17 protein-coding genes are annotated in these 17,437 nt (G+C 59.8%); all 17 read left to right on the plus strand.

The features are described from left to right. Positions 1–15: 15 nt before the first annotated feature. Positions 16–1,122 (plus strand): histidinol-phosphate transaminase, encoded by a 1,107-nt coding sequence (gene hisC / locus E4P32_RS00335; protein WP_116433773.1) that lies wholly within the window; start codon positions 16–18, stop codon positions 1,120–1,122. 11 nt (positions 1,123–1,133) lie between these two features. After that, positions 1,134–2,030: a prephenate dehydrogenase/arogenate dehydrogenase family protein gene (locus E4P32_RS00340; RefSeq protein ID WP_116433772.1), complete on the plus strand. Its 897-nt coding sequence runs from the start codon at positions 1,134–1,136 to the stop codon at positions 2,028–2,030. Positions 2,031–2,103: 73 nt separating this feature from the next. After that, positions 2,104–3,435 (plus strand): 3-phosphoshikimate 1-carboxyvinyltransferase, encoded by a 1,332-nt coding sequence (aroA, locus tag E4P32_RS00345; protein ID WP_116433771.1) that lies wholly within the window; start codon positions 2,104–2,106, stop codon positions 3,433–3,435. A gap of 34 nt (positions 3,436–3,469) precedes the next feature. Continuing rightward, positions 3,470–4,132, plus strand: a complete 663-nt coding sequence (gene cmk / locus E4P32_RS00350; RefSeq protein ID WP_116433770.1) for a (d)CMP kinase — start codon at positions 3,470–3,472, stop codon at positions 4,130–4,132. A 187-nt stretch (positions 4,133–4,319) separates the two neighbouring features. Then, positions 4,320–6,035, plus strand: coding sequence for a 30S ribosomal protein S1 (gene rpsA / locus E4P32_RS00355; protein ID WP_116433769.1), 1,716 nt, complete (start codon positions 4,320–4,322; stop codon positions 6,033–6,035). Positions 6,036–6,048: 13 nt separating this feature from the next. Further along, a complete protein-coding gene (locus E4P32_RS00360) occupies positions 6,049–6,354 on the plus strand; it encodes an integration host factor subunit beta (RefSeq protein WP_007876341.1) in 306 nt (101 codons plus the stop codon). 208 nt (positions 6,355–6,562) lie between these two features. After that, entirely contained in the window at positions 6,563–6,889 is a 327-nt protein-coding gene (locus E4P32_RS00365) for a LapA family protein (RefSeq protein ID WP_116433768.1), read from the plus strand. A gap of 12 nt (positions 6,890–6,901) precedes the next feature. Next, on the plus strand, positions 6,902–8,077 hold the full coding sequence (lapB, locus tag E4P32_RS00370; protein ID WP_116433767.1) for a lipopolysaccharide assembly protein LapB: 1,176 nt from the start codon (positions 6,902–6,904) through the stop codon (positions 8,075–8,077). A 32-nt stretch (positions 8,078–8,109) separates the two neighbouring features. Beyond that, positions 8,110–9,486: a UDP-glucose/GDP-mannose dehydrogenase family protein gene (locus tag E4P32_RS00375; protein WP_116433766.1), complete on the plus strand. Its 1,377-nt coding sequence runs from the start codon at positions 8,110–8,112 to the stop codon at positions 9,484–9,486. A gap of 4 nt (positions 9,487–9,490) precedes the next feature. Beyond that, a complete protein-coding gene (rfaE1, locus tag E4P32_RS00380) occupies positions 9,491–10,453 on the plus strand; it encodes a D-glycero-beta-D-manno-heptose-7-phosphate kinase (RefSeq protein WP_116433765.1) in 963 nt (320 codons plus the stop codon). A 191-nt stretch (positions 10,454–10,644) separates the two neighbouring features. Further along, positions 10,645–11,022: a helix-hairpin-helix domain-containing protein gene (locus E4P32_RS00385; RefSeq protein ID WP_116433764.1), complete on the plus strand. Its 378-nt coding sequence runs from the start codon at positions 10,645–10,647 to the stop codon at positions 11,020–11,022. 310 nt (positions 11,023–11,332) lie between these two features. After that, on the plus strand, positions 11,333–12,301 hold the full coding sequence (locus tag E4P32_RS00390) for a sensor domain-containing diguanylate cyclase (protein ID WP_116433763.1): 969 nt from the start codon (positions 11,333–11,335) through the stop codon (positions 12,299–12,301). Between the two features lie 63 nt (positions 12,302–12,364). Next, positions 12,365–13,807: a mannose-1-phosphate guanylyltransferase/mannose-6-phosphate isomerase gene (locus E4P32_RS00395; RefSeq protein ID WP_199525596.1), complete on the plus strand. Its 1,443-nt coding sequence runs from the start codon at positions 12,365–12,367 to the stop codon at positions 13,805–13,807. Positions 13,808–13,923: 116 nt separating this feature from the next. After that, a complete protein-coding gene (locus E4P32_RS00400) occupies positions 13,924–15,945 on the plus strand; it encodes a DNA polymerase III subunit gamma/tau (RefSeq protein ID WP_116433762.1) in 2,022 nt (673 codons plus the stop codon). 108 nt (positions 15,946–16,053) lie between these two features. Continuing rightward, a complete protein-coding gene (locus E4P32_RS00405; protein WP_116433761.1) occupies positions 16,054–16,380 on the plus strand; it encodes a YbaB/EbfC family nucleoid-associated protein in 327 nt (108 codons plus the stop codon). A 101-nt stretch (positions 16,381–16,481) separates the two neighbouring features. Next, positions 16,482–16,784 (plus strand): YciI family protein, encoded by a 303-nt coding sequence (locus tag E4P32_RS00410; protein WP_116433760.1) that lies wholly within the window; start codon positions 16,482–16,484, stop codon positions 16,782–16,784. Then, complete coding sequence (gene recR / locus E4P32_RS00415) at positions 16,781–17,377, plus strand: recombination mediator RecR (RefSeq protein ID WP_116433759.1); 597 nt, start codon at positions 16,781–16,783, stop codon at positions 17,375–17,377. Before E4P32_RS00410 ends, recR begins: the two co-directional genes overlap by 4 nt. The last annotated feature ends 60 nt before the right edge of the window (positions 17,378–17,437 follow it).

The raw sequence follows: 17,437 nt of genomic DNA on the forward strand, positions 1-17,437 counted from the left end.
ATTCGAAGGTTCATCATGTCCACACCATTTGGTCCGGAATACGTGCGCGCGCTGGCGCCTTACCAGGCAGGCAAACCTATCGCTGAAGTCGCCCGCGAATTCGGGCTCGACGAGAGCAAGATCATCAAGCTGGCGTCCAATGAAAACCCGTTGGGCATGCCGGAGTCGGCACGTCTGGCGATGCAACAGGCGATTGCCGACATCGGCCGTTATCCCGACGCCAACGGTTTTGACCTGAAGGCTGCCATCAGTGCCAAGTATGGCGTGCCGCAGGACTGGGTCACGCTGGGCAACGGCAGCAACGACATCCTCGAACTGGCGGCGCACGCCTTCGTGCAGCCGAAGCAGTCGGTGGTGTATGCGCAGTACGGCTTCCTGGTCTACGCACTGGCCACGCAAGCGGTCGGCGCGCGCGCCATCGAAGTCAAGGCCAAGGATTTCGGGCATGACCTGCAAGCCATGGCGGCGGCGATTGCCGACGACACGCGCCTGGTGTTCATCGCCAACCCGAACAACCCGACCGGCACCTTCCTGCCGGCGGCCGAGCTGGAGGCCTTCCTCAAGGCGGTGCCGCAGCACGTCGTCGTGGTCATCGACGAGGCGTACAACGAATACCTGTCGGCCGACCTGCAATACGAATCGACCGACTGGGTGCGCACTTTCCCGAATCTGATCGTCTCGCGCACCATGTCCAAGGCCTATGGCCTGGCCGGCCTGCGCGTCGGTTTCGCGATCGGGCAGCCGGGCGTGACCGATCTGCTCAATCGCATCCGTCAACCGTTCAACGTCAATTCGCTGGCGCAAGCCGCCGCGGTTGCCGCGTTGACCGACAAGGCTTTCCTGCAAAAAAGCGCCGAGGTCAATGCGCAAGGTTACAAGCAACTGATCCAGGCTTTCGACGAGCTCGGACTGACCTATGTGCCGTCCTACGGCAACTTCGTACTGGTCAAGGTGGGCGACGATGACGGCGCCGGTGCGCGCGTCAATCTCGCGCTGCTCAAGCAGGGCATCATCGTGCGTCCGGTCGGCAACTACGGCTTGCCGCAATGGTTGCGTATCACGGTCGGTCTGCCCGAAGAAAACGCCGCGTTCATCGCCGCCTTGAAAACCATCCTGGGTTGAGGCGGCACATAGTGAAGAAAATTGTTGTCTTCGGCGTCGGCCTGATCGGTGGTTCGTTTGCGCTGGCGCTGAAAAAAGCCGGTGCAGTCGCGCATGTGGTCGGCGTCGGCCGCAGCGAAACATCGCTGTTGCGTGCGAAAGAACTGGGCATCATCGACGAGGCAAGCACCTCGGTTGCCGATGCGGTGCAGGATGCGGATCTGATCTTGCTGGCGGCGCCGGTGGCGCAGACCGGCGCCATCCTCGCGAGCATCGAGCCGTATTTGCAGCCCGGCACCGTGGTAACCGATGCCGGCAGCACCAAGGCCGATGTGGTGGCCGCGGCGCGCGCTGCGCTGGGCGACAAGATCGGTCAATTCGTGCCGGGCCATCCGATTGCCGGGCGCGAGCAAAATGGGCCCGATGCGGCGCTGGTCGATTTGTACGTCGGCAAGAAAACCGTCATCACGTCGCTGGACGAGAACACGGAGCGGGACATCGAACGCGTGGCGCAAGCCTGGCAGGCCTGTGGCGCCAGCATCCATCGCCTCAGTCCGCAAGAACACGATGCGGTGTTCGCTTCGGTCAGCCATTTGCCGCACCTGCTGGCGTATGCGTTGGTCGACGATATCGCTTCCAAGCCGCATGCGCCCATCCTGTTTCAGTACGCTGCGAGCGGTTTCCGCGACTTCACGCGCATTGCCGGCTCGTCGCCTGAAATGTGGCGCGATATTTCGCTGGCCAATCGCGCCGCATTGCTGCATGAGCTGGACGCGTATCTGGTGCAGCTGATCCGCATGCGCAAGATGCTGGTCGAGCGCGACAGCGACGGCCTGGAAAAAATTTACGCCAATGCCCAGCAGGCGCGGCACAATTGGACTGCCGCAATCGAAACCGCCGAGCGGCAGAACAAAGAAGGCGGCGACTGAGCACGCCTGTCCGCCGGATTTTCAGAACTAGCCGTAGAACAACCCACAGAACCACCACAGACAACTATTCCCGATGAAGCCAGCTTCCTATCCCCGCCATATTGACCTCAATCCCGTGGCGCATGTCCAGGGCACGGTCAAACTGCCCGGCTCCAAAAGCATCTCGAACCGCATCCTGCTGCTGGCGGCGTTGTCGCGCGGCACCACCAAGATCATGGACCTGCTGGCCTCCGACGACACGCTGGTGATGCTGATGGCTTTGCAGCAACTCGGCGTCAAATGGGAGCAGGTCGAAGGCACCCAGGACTACATCGTGCACGGCGTCGACGGCGTGTTGCCGGTGCACCAGGCCGATCTGTTCATGGGCAACGCCGGCACCGCGATCCGTCCGTTGACGGCGGCTCTGGCGGTGATCGGTGGCGACTACACCTTGCACGGCGTGCCGCGCATGCACGAGCGGCCGATCGGCGATCTGGTCGACGCGCTCAACGACGTTGGCATGCGCATCGAGTACACCGGCAATCCCGGCTATCCGCCGCTGCATATCCGCCGCGGCATGCTCAATGCCCATCGCATGAAGGTGCGCGGTAATGTCTCCAGCCAGTTCCTGACGGCCTTGCTGATGGCGGCGCCGTTGATGGCCAGGGATGAGCCGATGACGATCGAGGTGATCGGCGAACTGATTTCCAAGCCCTACATCGAAATCACGCTGAACCTGATGCGGCGCTTCGGTGTAGATGTCCAGCGCGACGGCTGGCAGTCTTTCACGGTGACAGCCGGGCAGCACTATCAGAGCCCGGGCACCATTCACGTCGAAGGCGATGCCTCGTCGGCTTCGTATTTCCTGGCGGCGGGCGCCATCGCCGGCGGTCCGATCCGGGTGGAAGGCGTCGGCAAGGACAGCATCCAGGGTGACGTCCGTTTCGTCGAAGCGTTGCGCCAGATGGGGGTGACCATCACGATGGGCGACAACTGGATCGAAGCATCGTCGAATGGCGTGCTCAAGGCCATTGACACCGATTTCAACCATATTCCCGATGCCGCCATGACCATCGCGGTAGCGGCGTTGTATGCCGACGGCACCAGCGTGCTGCGCAATATTGCCAGTTGGCGCGTCAAGGAAACCGACCGCCTGGCCGCGATGGCGACCGAACTGCGCAAGCTCGGTGCGACCGTGGAAGAAGGCGCCGATTACCTGAGCGTGACGCCGCCGCAACAGCTGACGCCCGCCACCATCGACACCTATGACGATCATCGCATGGCGATGTGTTTCTCGCTGGCATCACTCGACGGCGCCGCACGCCGCGGTACGCAGGTGCGCATCAATGATCCGAAATGCGTGGCCAAGACTTTCCCGGATTATTTCCGGGTGTTTCAGCATATTGCCGAACAGACACTGATTTGACTCATCCAGAATTAATCAACAAGCGGGGATCCCCATGAACACGGCAAATATTCCCGTCATCGCCATTGACGGCCCGACTGCATCGGGCAAAGGTACGGTTGCGCAACGCGTCGCTCAGCAACTGGGCTTCCACTATCTCGATTCGGGCGCCTTGTACCGTCTGACGGCGCTGTCGGCGATTCGCCGCGGCGTCGAAATGAATGACGAACACGGCCTGGCCAAGAGCGCCGAGCACCTCAACTGCCATTTCGACGGCGGCCATATCTTCCTGGCCAATGAAGACGTTTCCCAGGCCATCCGCGCCGAAGAAGTGGGCAACACTGCCTCGAAAATTGCCGTTCTGGCAACGGTTCGCCATGCCCTGTACGGCTTGCAACTCGGTTTTCGCAAGGCGCCGGGTCTGGTCGCGGACGGTCGGGACATGGGCACGGTGATCTTCCCGCATGCCCCCCTGAAGGTCTTTTTGACCGCCAGCGTCGAGGCGAGGGCGCAAAGACGCTATAAGCAATTGATTGACAAGGGTTTTCCTGCTAATATGGAAGACCTCTCCAAGGACCTGCGGGAACGCGATGCGCGCGATATGAATCGTGCGTCGGCGCCGCTCAAGCCGGCGGAGGGTGCATATCTACTGGATACTTCCGACATGACGGCCGATGAGGCGGTCAGGCAGGTGCTCAGCTGGTACGCAGCTTTATAAGTGCTTTATAAGTTTTTGTTGCAGCTTTATCTGTTGTTTCTGTAACGCCATTGGTGCTCGCCTGATGCAAAGTCCGGCGGGTGTTGATAAACCTAAACCCATTATTCATCGCCTTTTGCATGCATCTCCAGCAGTCTGATTTATGCAAGTTGCGACCGGATACTGGCCAACACCTTTCTTAAACTCTATGTCTACCACTACTGTCCTGGCTCCTGGAGCCGCTGGCGCTGATGCATTTGCAGCGCTGTTTGAAGAATCGCTGTCACGTCAAGACATGCGTTCTGGTGAAGTCATTTCGGCTGAAGTCGTCCGCCTCGACCATAACTTCGTTATCGTCAACGCCGGCCTGAAGTCCGAAGCCTTCATTCCTATCGAAGAATTCAAAAATGACAACGGCGAACTCGAAGTCAACGTCGGTGATTTCATCTCCGTCGCAATCGAATCGCTGGAAAACGGTTTCGGCGACACTATCCTGTCGCGTGACAAGGCCAAGCGTCTGGCATCGTGGCTCTCGCTCGAAAAAGCGATGGAGTCCGGCGAGATCGTTGTTGGTACTGTCAATGGCAAGGTCAAGGGCGGTCTGACTGTTCTGACCAACGGCATCCGTGCCTTCCTGCCAGGTTCGCTGGTGGATACACGTCCGGTCAAGGATACAACGCCTTTCGAAGGCAAGACCCTGGAATTCAAGGTCATCAAGCTGGATCGCAAGCGCAACAACGTCGTGTTGTCGCGTCGCGCCGTCATCGAAGCGTCGATGGGCGAAGAGCGTCAAAAGCTGATGGAAACCCTGAAAGAAGGCACCGTGGTTACCGGCGTCGTCAAGAACATCACCGACTACGGCGCGTTCGTGGATCTGGGCGGTATCGACGGCCTGTTGCACATCACCGATCTGGCATGGCGTCGTGTGCGTCACCCATCGGAAGTGCTCACAGTCGGTCAAGAGATCACTGCCAAGGTCCTCAAGTACGATCAAGAGAAGAACCGTGTTTCGCTGGGCGTCAAGCAACTGGGCGACGATCCATGGACCGGTTTGTCCCGTCGTTACCCACAAGGCACACGTCTGTTCGGCAAGGTCACCAACCTGACCGACTACGGCGCATTCGTCGAAGTCGAGCAAGGTATCGAAGGCCTGGTGCACGTTTCCGAAATGGATTGGACCAACAAGAACGTCGCGCCTAACAAGGTTGTTCAGCTGGGCGATGAAGTTGAAGTCATGGTTCTGGAAATCGACGAAGAGCGTCGCCGTATCAGCCTGGGCATGAAGCAATGCAAGGCGAACCCATGGGACGACTTCGCTGTTACCCACAAGAAGGGCGACAAGGTCAAGGGCGCAATCAAGTCGATTACTGACTTCGGCGTGTTCATCGGCCTGACCGGCAACATCGACGGTCTGGTTCACCTGTCCGACCTGTCCTGGACTGAAACCGGCGAAGAAGCCGTGCGCAAGTTCAAGAAGGGCGACGAACTGGAAGCAGTTGTTCTGGCAATCGACGTCGAGCGCGAGCGCGTTTCCCTGGGCGTCAAGCAGCTGGAAGGCGATCCGTTCAACAACTTCGCTGCAATGAACGACAAGGGTGCACTGGTCAACGGTACAGTCAAGTCGGTCGAGCCTAAGGGCGCAGTGATCCAGTTGTCGGAAGAAGTCGAAGGCTACCTGCGTGCATCCGAAATCTCGCGCGACCGCGTTGAAGATGCCGGTACACACCTGAAGGTCGGCGACAGCGTTGAAGCGCTGGTCATCAACATCGACCGCAAGGCACGCAGCATCCAATTGTCCATCAAGGCAAAGGACAACGCTGAGACTCAGGAAGCAATGCAAAAGATGTCTACGGACTCCAGCGCAGCTTCCGGTACCACCAGCCTGGGTGCACTGCTGAAGGCAAAGCTCGACAACAAGAACTGATCAGTCGAGCACAATGACCAAGTCTGAGCTGATCGCTCGCCTGGCTGAGCGTTATCCGCAACTTGTCGCCAAGGATGCGGATTACGCGGTCAAAACCATTCTCGATGCCATGGTTGATGCATTAGCAACCGGCCAGCGCATCGAGATCCGTGGTTTTGGTAGCTTTGCGTTAAATCGCAGGCCGCCTCGCATCGGTCGCAATCCCAAGTCGGGCGATAAAGTGATGGTGCCGGAAAAGCGCGTGCCTCACTTCAAGCCTGGCAAGGAATTGCGGGAGCGTGTCGACGCCATGGTGGGGCAACCCATCAAGGAAGACTAGTTGACGCTTCGCCGCTGTAGCGGTGAAGCAGTTGGGCGCTACGAGTGCAATAGTGTAAATAGCGCTTAACAAAATGAACGGCATCTTTGGATGCCGTTTTTTTTCACGTACAATTTCACATCTGCCGCGCCTTCTGCGCGAGCGGTCAAGCAGTACCATGTCGCCGTACCTGCGGGTCCGGTCAATACATCGAAAAAGGATTTGCGCCATGAAGATAATTTCAAGACTGATTGCGGCCATCCTCTTTATCCTTTTCTTTTTCTTCGCGTTGAAAAATACGCAGGAAATCACGCTGCATTTCTTCCTCGGCTATGAACGCACCGATCCGCTGGTGCTGGTGCTGCTCGTATGCTTCGTCGGCGGCGCCATCCTCGGCGTGCTGGCGATGACCCCGCTGGTGTTCCGCCATCGCCGCGAAGCGTCGAAGCAAAAGAAGAGTCTTGCCGTGCTGCAGAAGGAGCGCGAGGCCCAGTTGCTGGCCCAGACTCAGCCGCCGCAGCCGGACAGCGTGGTTCCACCTCAGCATCTCATCTGATCGCGGTTTTATATGGAATTTGAATTCTGGTGGCTGTTGGGCATTCCTGTCTTTTTCGGACTGGGATGGATCGCGGCGCGGGTCGACATCAATCAATTGTTGTCCGAGTCACGGACGCTGCCGCGCGGCTATTTCAAAGGCTTGAATTTCCTGCTCAACGAGCAACCCGACAAGGCCATTGACGCTTTCATCGAAATCGTCAAGCTGGATCCTGAAACGGTGGAATTGCATTTCGCCCTCGGCAACCTGTTTCGCCGGCGCGGCGAAACCGAGCGCGCCATCCGGGTTCACCAGAACCTGCTGGCGCGTCCCGATTTGCCGGCCGAGCACAAGGCGCACGCCCAGTACGAGCTCGGTCAGGATTATCTCAAGGCCGGTCTGCTGGATCGCGCCGAAGAGACCTTCCATCTGCTCAATGACACCCAATACGGTGCCCAGGCCGGGCGCGCGCTGCTGGAAATCTACCAGCGTGAAAAAGAATGGGCGCGCGCCATCAAGGCCGCGGAAACCCTGCAATCTGCAGGCGCCGGTGGCCGGCAAAAAGAGATCGCCCAGTTCTATTGTGAATTGGCTGAAGACGAGTTGGTGCACACGCATCCCGACGCCGCCATGAGCCTGTTGGAAAAAGCGCTGGCGACCGATCGCAAGAGCGTGCGCGCGACCATGCTGCTGGGCGACGTTTACCGCGCCAAGGGCGATATCGAAGCCGCCTTGCTGGCCTGGCGCCGGGTCGAACACCAAAGCGTTCCGCATGCCGCGCTGGTGGCGCAGCGACTGCTCGACGGCTACCAGGCGGTGGGGCGCATGCAAGAAGGCCTGAATCTGCTGCGCTCGTATCTGGCCGAAGCACCCTCGATCGATTTGCTGGAAGTGGTGTTCAAGGCAGTGCTGGAACTGGAAGGCGTGGAAGCCGCCAACCAACTGGTCAGCGACGAGTTGCGCCGCACGCCGACCTTGCTCGGCCTCGACAAATTCCTCGAGGCGCGCATGCTGAACGCGCCTGCTGAAATACGTCCGGAACTCGCGGTGGTGAAAACGCTGGTGCACAGCTACACGCAAAAGCTGGCGCGTTACCAATGTACTCATTGCGGCTTCAAGGCGCGCCAGTTCTATTGGCATTGCCCCGGCTGCAACCATTGGGAAACTTACCCGCCGCGCCGCACTGAAGAATTGAACGTAATGAACTAGAGTGCCGACGCACTCGCATCTGTAGGAATATTATGAAAATCACCATCATTGGCACCGGCTACGTCGGTCTCGTTACAGGCGCCTGCCTGGCTGAACTGGGCAACGATGTATTTTGCCTCGATGTCGACCAGAGCAAGGTCGACATCCTCAACAACGGCGGCATTCCCATTCACGAGCCGGGTCTGGAAGACGTGGTGGCCCGCAATCGCGCCGCCGGACGCCTGACGTTCTCTACCGACGTTGCCGCCAGCGTGGCGCACGGCGACGTGCAATTCATCGCTGTCGGCACGCCGCCCGACGAAGACGGTTCGGCCGACCTGCAATACGTGCTGGCCGCTGCCCGCAACATCGGCAAGCACATGACCGGCTTCAAGGTCGTCGTCGACAAGTCGACCGTGCCGGTCGGCACCGCCGGCAAGGTCAGCACCGCGATTGCAGGGGAGTTGCAGCAACGCGGCAATGCCGAAGCCAAATTCTCGGTAGTGTCGAATCCGGAATTCCTCAAGGAAGGCGCCGCCGTTGAAGACTTCATGCGTCCCGACCGCATTGTGATCGGCCATGACAATACGCCCGAGGGCATGCAGGCTTACGCCGCCATGAAGAAGCTCTACGCGCCGTTCAACCGCAACCACGAACGTACCTATTGGATGGACGTGCGTTCCGCCGAATTCACGAAATACGCCGCCAACGCCATGCTGGCGACACGCATCTCGTTCATGAATGAGCTGGCCAATCTGGCGGATCAGGTCGGCGCCGACATTGAGGCCGTGCGCCACGGCATCGGTTCCGATCCGCGTATCGGCCACAGTTTCTTGTATGCCGGTTGCGGCTATGGCGGCTCCTGTTTCCCCAAGGATGTGCAGGCGCTGGAACGCACGGCGCGCGCGTACGGCCAGGAACTGCATATCCTGCGCGCCGTCGAGCAGGTCAACAACAATCAGAAGCATGTGCTCGGCAAGAAGATCGTGGCGCGCTTCGGCGAGAATTTGCAAGGTCGCCATTTCGCGGTCTGGGGGCTGGCGTTCAAGCCCAATACCGATGACATGCGCGAAGCTTCCTCGCGCGTGCTGTTGGGCGAACTGATCGCGCGCGGCGCCACGGTAGCCGTGTTCGATCCGGTCGCCATGAAGGAGGCCAAACGCGTGCTGGCGCTGGACTTCAATGACGACGAAAGTGTTCTGAGCCGCATCCGCTTCGCCGAAAACCCGATGGATGCGCTGCAAGACGCGGATGCCCTGGCCATCGTGACCGAGTGGAAGGCATTCCGCAGCCCGGATTTCGACCAACTCAAGAGCAAACTCAAGGCGCCGGTGATTTTCGACGGTCGCAACCTGTTTGAGCCGCAAGTGATGGCGGACGCCGGTATTGAATACCATGGCATCGGCCGTTCCATCCTGACCAAGAGTTGAACCGATGACAATTCCGAATTCCAGCAAATCCCTGAATTCCCTGAATTCCCTGAATTCGCTAAGTAATGCGCGCATCCTGATCGTCGGCGACGTCATGCTGGATCGTTACTGGTTCGGTGAAGTCAATCGCATTTCGCCGGAAGCACCGGTGCCTGTGGTGCGCGTTGAGCGCCGCGAAGAACGTTTGGGCGGCGCCGCCAACGTCGCCCGTAATGCCGCCACGCTGGGCGCACAAACCGGCTTACTGGGCGTGATCGGGCAAGATGAAGCCGGCGCGGTGGTCGAAGGTCTGTTGACCGACCTCGGCATCAGCAGCTATCTCAATCGCGACCCGGCCATTTCGACCATCATCAAGCTGCGCGTCATTGGCCGTCAGCAGCAACTGGTGCGTGTGGATTTTGAAGATGCACCGACCGACACCGTGCTGCGCGACAAGCTCACGCAATTCAATGCGCTGATCGACAACTACGACGTCATCATCTTGTCCGATTACGCCAAGGGCAGCCTGGTGAACGTCGCTGACATGATCAGCGTCGGCAAGAAGCTTGGCAAGCGCATTCTGGTCGATCCCAAGGGCGATGATTTTGCGCGTTACAAGGGGGCGTCCATCCTGACGCCGAATCGTTCCGAGCTGATCCGCATCATCGGCAATTGGAAGTCGGAAGAAGAACTCACGACGAAGGCGCAAAACCTGCGCCGTTCGCTCGATCTGGAAGCGCTGCTGCTGACGCGTTCGGAAGAGGGCATGACGCTGTATCAGGACAACGAGGTCGTGAACTTCCCCGCAGTGGCGCGCGAAGTGTTCGATGTTTCCGGTGCGGGCGACACCGTGATTGCCACGCTGGCGGTCATGCTCGGCAATGGCGTCGAGTTGAAGGAAGCGGTCCGCATCGCCAATCTGGCCGGCGGCATCGTGGTCGGCAAGCTCGGCACGGCCACCGTCACGCGCGAAGAACTGGCGCTCTGAGTCGGTTTCCCTGCATCGCCCAAAATTTCGAAAATTGGGTGGTTGCAGAGGAAATTAATACGACTGTATTTTCGTTTTCATTTCGTCAACTGTTGTTCCGGGGAATCGTTAAATTTCTCAGCCCGCCGACATTCGCCAGCTGAGATTGCCCTTCCATGATTTAACGATGACTTTTTAAAGGAACAATACCCATGTTGAAAAAACTCACTGTCGCCTTTTTCGCTTTTATCCTCAGCACCGGCCTGGCATTTGCTCAGGCTGACGTCAACAAGGCCGACCAGGCCGCGCTGGATGGCATCAAGGGCATTGGACCGGCCATGTCCAAGCGCATCCTCGATGAGCGTAAGAAGGGCGAATTCAAGGACTGGTCCGACTTCGAAACGCGCGTCAAGGGTGTCGGCGAGAAGAGCGCCGTCAAGCTGTCGGATGCAGGCCTGACCGTCAACGGCCAGGCGCGCGGCAAGTCTGCTGTAGCACCCGTCAAGTCCACGGGCAAGCCGTTTGGCAAGAAGAGCAAGGATGGCAAGGAAGAAGCGGCAATGGATAAATCCGGTGCTGCCAAAGGCTGACGTCACACGTCTTTTTCATGTCCCGATGAACCCCGCTTTGGCGGGGTTTTTTGTTGTATGCGACATCCGGATAAGGCGGATGCTTGCGAAGACGACTGATCGGCATTACAGTCATAGATAGAAAAATAACGAACAAAAGAACCACAAACTATCTCGCCAGCAATATCAATATGATTGCCGGACGAAGGCGCAACGGCGGCGACAGGACGTCAGCGGCTTGCGCGACCAAGGTTTTTGGCAGACAAGGACCCGGCTGGCACCGCACGAGTCTGCGGATTGGATTTCAATCAACAACTGGGCACAGAGACCGATGAAAATTGCTGATATTCCCGTCGATGAGCAGGCGCGCGTCGCCGACCTGCATGGGTTGCAGATTCTCGATACGCCGCCGGAAGAACGCTTCGACAGGGTGACCAGGCTGGCGCGCCGGCTTTTTTCGGTGCCCATGGCCGTGGTCAGCCTGGTCGACACCAAACGCCAGTGGTTCAAGGCGCGTGTCGGGATTGATGCCTGCGAAACCGGGCGTGACGTTTCCTTTTGCGCGCATGCCATTTTGCGCGACGACGTGATGGTGGTGCCCAATGCGTTGGAGGACGAACGTTTCAAGGACAATCCGCTGGTAACCGAGGATCCGTTCATCCGCTTCTACGCCGGTTGCCCGATTCGCAGCCCGCATGGCCACAAGCTGGGCACGCTGTGTTTGCTCGACACCATTCCGCGTCGGTTTGACGCCGACGACCAGGCTTTGCTGAGCGATCTGGCGCGCATGGTCGAGCAGGAAATGGCGGCGGTGCATCTGGCCACCATGGACGAGCTGACCAAGCTGTCCAACCGGCGCGGTTTCGAATCGCTGTCCCAGCATGCTCTGAGCATGTGCAAACGGCTGGCCAAACCAGCCTCTCTGTTGTATTTCGATCTCGACCTGTTCAAGCAGATCAATGACCGCTTCGGGCATGCCGAAGGTGATCGCGCGTTGGTGGCGTTCAGCAATAGCCTGGCCGCCAATTTTCGCGAGTCGGATGTGATCGGAAGGCTGGGTGGCGACGAATTTGCGGTATTTCTCACCAACACCAGTGCACAGGAATGCGCTACGGTGCTGGGGCATTTCGAACAGGCGATAGATCGCCACAATCAGACCAGCAAACGCGGTTACGACTTGTTGTACAGTGTCGGCGCGATTGAATATGATGCTGCTGCGCATGATACGATTGGCGACCTGATGAGCAGCGCCGACGCCCTGATGTATCAGCAGAAAAAGCGTCGCCGCGAAGCGCCCTAGCCTGTGAGGACAGGCCCGGAGGCTACGGCATGCTCGTACTCCAATAACATAAAGACAGAGTTGATGATCCATTTGCAGCCAGTAATTCTCTCGGGCGGCTCAGGCACACGTTTGTGGCCGTTTTCCCGAGAACAGTATCCCAAGCAATTGCTACCTCTGGTAGGTGCGGAAACCATGCTGCAGGCCACTGCGTTGCGGGTACAAGCCACCGATACCTATAAACTGGTCGACGCGCCCATTGTCGTATGCAATGAAGAATACCGATTCATCACTGCTGAGCAATTGCGCGCCGTCGGCAAGGAGAGCAATCACATCGTGCTCGAACCGGTCGGCCGCAATACGGCGCCGGCGCTGACTCTTGCCGCCTTGCTGGCGGCAGCGAACGGTGAAGATCCGGTTCTGCTGATCATGCCGGCCGATCATGTCATTCGCGATGTGGACGCCTTCCAGGCCGCGATCGAACGCGCCGTGCCGCATGCGGCTGCCGGCGCCATGGTGACCTTCGGCATCGTCGCCGATCGCCCGGAAACCGGCTACGGCTACATCCAGCGCGGTGCGCAAAGCGACGATGCCTACGCGATCGCCCGTTTTGTCGAGAAACCCGATGTCGCCACGGCGCAGGGGTATATCGACTCCGGCGACTACCTGTGGAACAGCGGTCTGTTCATGATGCGCGCCAGCGTCTGGCTGCGCGCCATCGAGCGGTTCCAGCCGGCCATGGGTAAGGCCTGCCGCGCCGCTTTCGACGGCGGCAAGCAGGACAACGATTTCTATCGCATCGACAAGGCGGCATTCGAGGCGTGCCCGTCCGATTCAATCGATTACGCCGTGATGGAAAAGCTGGCCGACACGCCTGATCTGGGCATCGAAGGCCGCATCATTCCGCTCGCGGCCGGCTGGTCCGACGTCGGCGCTTGGGACGCCCTGTGGCAAGTATCCGAAAAAGACGGCGCCGGCAACGTCACCCGCGGCGACGTCATGCTGGAGCAGGCCTCGGACAATCTGGTGTTCGCCGAGGGACGGCTGGTCGCCTGCGTCGGTATCGACAACATGGTCATCGTCGAAACCCCGGACGCGGTGCTGGTCGCCGACAAAGACAAGATGCAGGACATCAAGAGCATCGTTTCCCGTCTCAAGGGACAGCGACGCGCCGAGGCGCTCACGCATCGCAAGATCCATCGTCCGTGGGGCTGGTACGACTCCATCGATGCCGGTGAACGCTTCCAGGTCAAACGCATCGTCGTCAATCCCGGTTGCTCGCTGAGCCTGCAGATGCACCATCATCGCGCCGAACATTGGATCATCGTCAAGGGCACGGCGCGCATCACGCGCGGCGAGGAAGTGTTCCTGCTGTCCGAAAACCAGTCCACTTACATCCCGCTGGGTGTCACACACCGGCTGGAAAACCCCGGGAAATTCCCGCTGGAAATGATAGAAGTGCAATCCGGCAGCTACCTCGGCGAAGACGACATCGTGCGTTTCGACGATACCTATGGGCGCAAGTGAGCCGGCCTCTTCCTGCACGCGCAGGGTGAATCCGGGCAATTCCGCGATACTCGGCAAAGACGGGCGCGAAATAGAATAAAATGCCCGTCTGAACCAACGCAGGTAATCTCACGTTTATGTCCTACCAAGTCCTCGCCCGTAAATACCGCCCCCGCAGCTTCGACACGCTGGTCGGGCAGGAGCACGTCGTGCGGGCGCTGACGCATGCGCTGGAACAGCAAAGGTTGCACCACGCTTACCTGTTCACCGGCACCCGCGGCGTCGGCAAGACGACCTTGTCGCGCATCCTGGCCAAGTCGCTGAACTGCCAGGGGCCGGACGGCAACGGCGGCATCACCGCGCAGCCGTGCGGCGTTTGCGATGCCTGTGTGGCCATCGACGCCGGCCGCTTTGTCGACTACATCGAGATGGATGCCGCGTCCAATCGCGGCGTCGACGAGATGGCGCAGTTGCTGGAGCAAGCGGTCTATGCGCCGTCCAATGCGCGCTTCAAGGTCTACATGATCGACGAAGTCCACATGCTCACCAACCACGCCTTCAACTCCATGCTGAAGACGCTGGAGGAGCCGCCGGAGCACGTCAAGTTCATCCTGGCGACGACCGACCCGCAAAAGATTCCCGTGACCGTGCTGTCGCGCTGCCTGCAGTTCAACCTGAAGCAGATGCCGCCGGGCCACATCATCAGCCACCTGGACAATATCCTCGGGCAGGAAAACATTGAATTCGAAGCCCCGGCGCTGCGCTTGCTGGCGCAAGGCGCGCACGGCTCGATGCGCGACGCGCTGTCGCTGACCGACCAGGCGATCGCCTACGCCGCCGGCAAGGTCACGCTGGAAGCAGTCCAGGGCATGCTCGGCGCGCTCGATCAGTCGTATTTGATTCGTGTCCTCGATGCGCTGGCCGCTCAAGACGGCAGCGGCTTGCTCGCCGTGGCCGATGAGATGGCCACGCGCAGCCTGTCTTACAACGCCGCCTTGCAGGATTTGGCGACGCTGCTGCACCAGATTGCACTGGCGCAGACCGTTCCGGCGGCACTGGCCGAAGACTTGCCGCAGCGCGAAGACATCGTGCGTCTGGCGTCGCAATTCAGCGCCGAAGAAGCACAATTGTTCTACCAGATCGTCGTGCACGGCCGCAACGAACTCGGCCTGGCGCCGGATGAATATGCCGGCTTCAGCATGACCTTGCTGCGCATGCTGGCGTTCCGCCCGGTGGCTGCCAATGCGGCAGCTGCGGGCAGCGCGCCTGCACCAACAGCGTCAGCCCGGCCCCAGGCCGCTGCGCCGTTGCGTCCGAATCCCGCGGTCGCGCCTTTGAGCGCGGCGCCGCAAGTCGCTACAGCCAGCACGCCGGTTGCACGTCCTGTCGCACCGTCCGCTCCCGCAGCCCCGGCCAATTCCGCGCGCGCCGCTGCGCTGGAGGCCGCCCGCGCAGCCTCCGGCAAGAGTTCGCCGCGTCCCACGGCGCAACCTACTGCTACTCCGGCGCCAGCCGTGGCTGCGCCGACACCTGCGCCGTCTGCGGTTCCGGCGGCACTGGACGAGCGGGCGCCGCCGCCGTGGGATGAAGAGCCGGCAACAGCCGCTGCTCAAAAAAAAACTGAACAATATTCAGCCAGCAACGCTGTAGCCGATATTGCGCCGGCCGCACCGAACGTCATTGCTGCGGAAGACGCCATCGTCGTTGCCGCAGCGCCGGCCAGCACGGTGACGCCCGAGATGGCGGCGCAGACCGCCAAGATCGCCGCCGAACTTGGCTGGGACGGCAACTGGCCGCAACTGGCCGCCGATCTGTCGTTGCGCGGCATGGTTGCGCAGATGGCGCAGCAGAGCGAACTGGTGCGCTGCGAACAAAGCGGCAACAGCGTGGTTTTCCATTTGCGGATCCCGGTGGAAACCCTGCGCGCTTCAGGCAATATTGAAAAACTGACCGCCGTGCTCGGCGAGCGTTTCAACAAGAGCGTGCGTGTCGAAACCGAAATCGGCGCCGTGGCGCTCACGGCGAATGCGAGGGCGCAAGCCGATCGCGCCGAGCGGCAACGCGAAGCCGAACAGACCATGCGCAACGATCCGTTCGTACAGGTGATGATGCGCGAATTCGATGCCTCCATCGTGCCGGGGTCGATCCGGCCGTTGTAATAAACTGATTGCCGGGAAGAAGCCTTGAATGTTCCGAATGTTCTGAATGTTCCATTTCCGCCACGGCTGAACCAAGATGAACCAACTTAGTTACCAAGGAGTATGACCATGATGAAAGGCCAACTGGCAGGCTTGATGAAGCAGGCTCAAGCGATGCAGGACAACATGAAGAAGATGCAGGATCAGCTCGCATTGATCGAAGTCGAAGGACAGTCCGGCGCAGGGCTGGTCAAAGTCGTGATGACCTGTAAGAATGACGTCAAGCGTGTCTCCATTGATCCGTCGCTGCTGGCCGACGACAAGGACATGCTGGAAGACCTGGTTGCCGCCGCCTTCAATGACGCCGTACGCAAGGCTGAAGCAACCTCGCAGGAAAAGATGGCGGGCATGACCTCCGGCATGCCTTTGCCGCCGGGCTTCAAGATGCCGTTCTGACGCGACGAGGTGACAAGGCGACGACGTATCAACGTAACGACGCCGCGATGCCACGCATGCTATTGCGATGATTTTGCAGGCTGCTTTCATGAGGAGGCATCATGTTCGTGATCTCGATTACCTATACCAAGTCGGCCAGCGAAATCGATGCGCTGCTGACCGCGCATAAGCAATTCCTGAACGAGCAGTATGCTGACGGTGTATTCCTGATGTCCGGCCGCAAAGTCCCGCGCAGCGGTGGCATCATCATCGCCGATGCTGCCGACCGTGCTGAAGTCGAAGCGATCATCGAGACCGATCCGTTCTACATCGGCGGCGTCGCCGAATATGAAATCACCGAATTTGTTCCATCCATGACGGCCGAAGCGCTGTCCGTCTTCCGGCATACCTCAGACCGAAATTGAAAACCCCGTCCAGTCTCACCCAGCTCACGGAATCCCTGCGCACCCTTCCAGGCATCGGTCCCAAATCGGCGCAGCGCATGGCCTATCATCTGCTGCAGCACGACCGCGACGGCGCGCTGCAACTGAGCCGCGCGCTGGCGCAGGCGGCCGAGACGATCCGGCACTGCGCGCTGTGCAACACCTTCACCGAGCAAGTCATCTGCGATACCTGCCAGGACGGCGACCGCGACACCACGACCCTGTGCGTGGTCGAGACGCCGAGCGACCAGTTGATGATTGAGCAGACGCTGACCTTCAAGGGCTTGTACTTCGTGCTGATGGGACGCCTGTCGCCGCTGGACGGCGTCGGTCCCAAGGATATCCACATTGAAAAGCTGATCACGCGCGCCACCGACGGCGTCGTCGCCGAAGTCGTGCTGGCCACCAATTTCACCAATGAAGGCGAAGCCACCGCGCATTACATCAGCGAGACGCTCAAGGCGCGCGGCCTCAAGGTCAGCCGTCTGGCGCGCGGCGTGCCGGTCGGCGGAGAGCTGGAATACGTGGACGCCGGCACTATCGCGCGCGCCATGCTGGACCGACGCACTACCTGATCATCTGACCATCTGACGCTGCGGTGATCAGCGCACCATGACGGACGATCTGCCACAGAG

It is taken from the genome of Herbaspirillum sp. 3R11 (assembly GCF_004563925.1).
In the GTDB taxonomy this organism is placed as follows: Bacteria; Pseudomonadota; Gammaproteobacteria; order Burkholderiales; family Burkholderiaceae_D; genus Herbaspirillum.

Bases quoted from the DNA above. Each gene is read 5' to 3' on its own strand.
- E4P32_RS00385 (WP_116433764.1), top strand. From the start codon at position 10,645: ATGTTGAAAAAACTCACTGTCGCCTTTTTCGCTTTTATCCTCAGCACC.
- rpsA (WP_116433769.1), top strand. From the start codon at position 4,320: ATGTCTACCACTACTGTCCTGGCTCCTGGAGCCGCTGGCGCTGATGCA.
- E4P32_RS00410 (WP_116433760.1), top strand. From the start codon at position 16,482: ATGTTCGTGATCTCGATTACCTATACCAAGTCGGCCAGCGAAATCGAT.
- E4P32_RS00375 (WP_116433766.1), top strand. From the start codon at position 8,110: ATGAAAATCACCATCATTGGCACCGGCTACGTCGGTCTCGTTACAGGC.
- E4P32_RS00360 (WP_007876341.1), top strand. From the start codon at position 6,049: ATGACCAAGTCTGAGCTGATCGCTCGCCTGGCTGAGCGTTATCCGCAA.
- rfaE1 (WP_116433765.1), top strand. From the start codon at position 9,491: ATGACAATTCCGAATTCCAGCAAATCCCTGAATTCCCTGAATTCCCTG.
- E4P32_RS00365 (WP_116433768.1), top strand. From the start codon at position 6,563: ATGAAGATAATTTCAAGACTGATTGCGGCCATCCTCTTTATCCTTTTC.
- lapB (WP_116433767.1), top strand. From the start codon at position 6,902: ATGGAATTTGAATTCTGGTGGCTGTTGGGCATTCCTGTCTTTTTCGGA.
- hisC (WP_116433773.1), top strand. From the start codon at position 16: ATGTCCACACCATTTGGTCCGGAATACGTGCGCGCGCTGGCGCCTTAC.
- cmk (WP_116433770.1), top strand. From the start codon at position 3,470: ATGAACACGGCAAATATTCCCGTCATCGCCATTGACGGCCCGACTGCA.
- E4P32_RS00400 (WP_116433762.1), top strand. From the start codon at position 13,924: ATGTCCTACCAAGTCCTCGCCCGTAAATACCGCCCCCGCAGCTTCGAC.
- E4P32_RS00395 (WP_199525596.1), top strand. From the start codon at position 12,365: ATGATCCATTTGCAGCCAGTAATTCTCTCGGGCGGCTCAGGCACACGT.
- E4P32_RS00405 (WP_116433761.1), top strand. From the start codon at position 16,054: ATGATGAAAGGCCAACTGGCAGGCTTGATGAAGCAGGCTCAAGCGATG.
- aroA (WP_116433771.1), top strand. From the start codon at position 2,104: ATGAAGCCAGCTTCCTATCCCCGCCATATTGACCTCAATCCCGTGGCG.
- E4P32_RS00390 (WP_116433763.1), top strand. From the start codon at position 11,333: ATGAAAATTGCTGATATTCCCGTCGATGAGCAGGCGCGCGTCGCCGAC.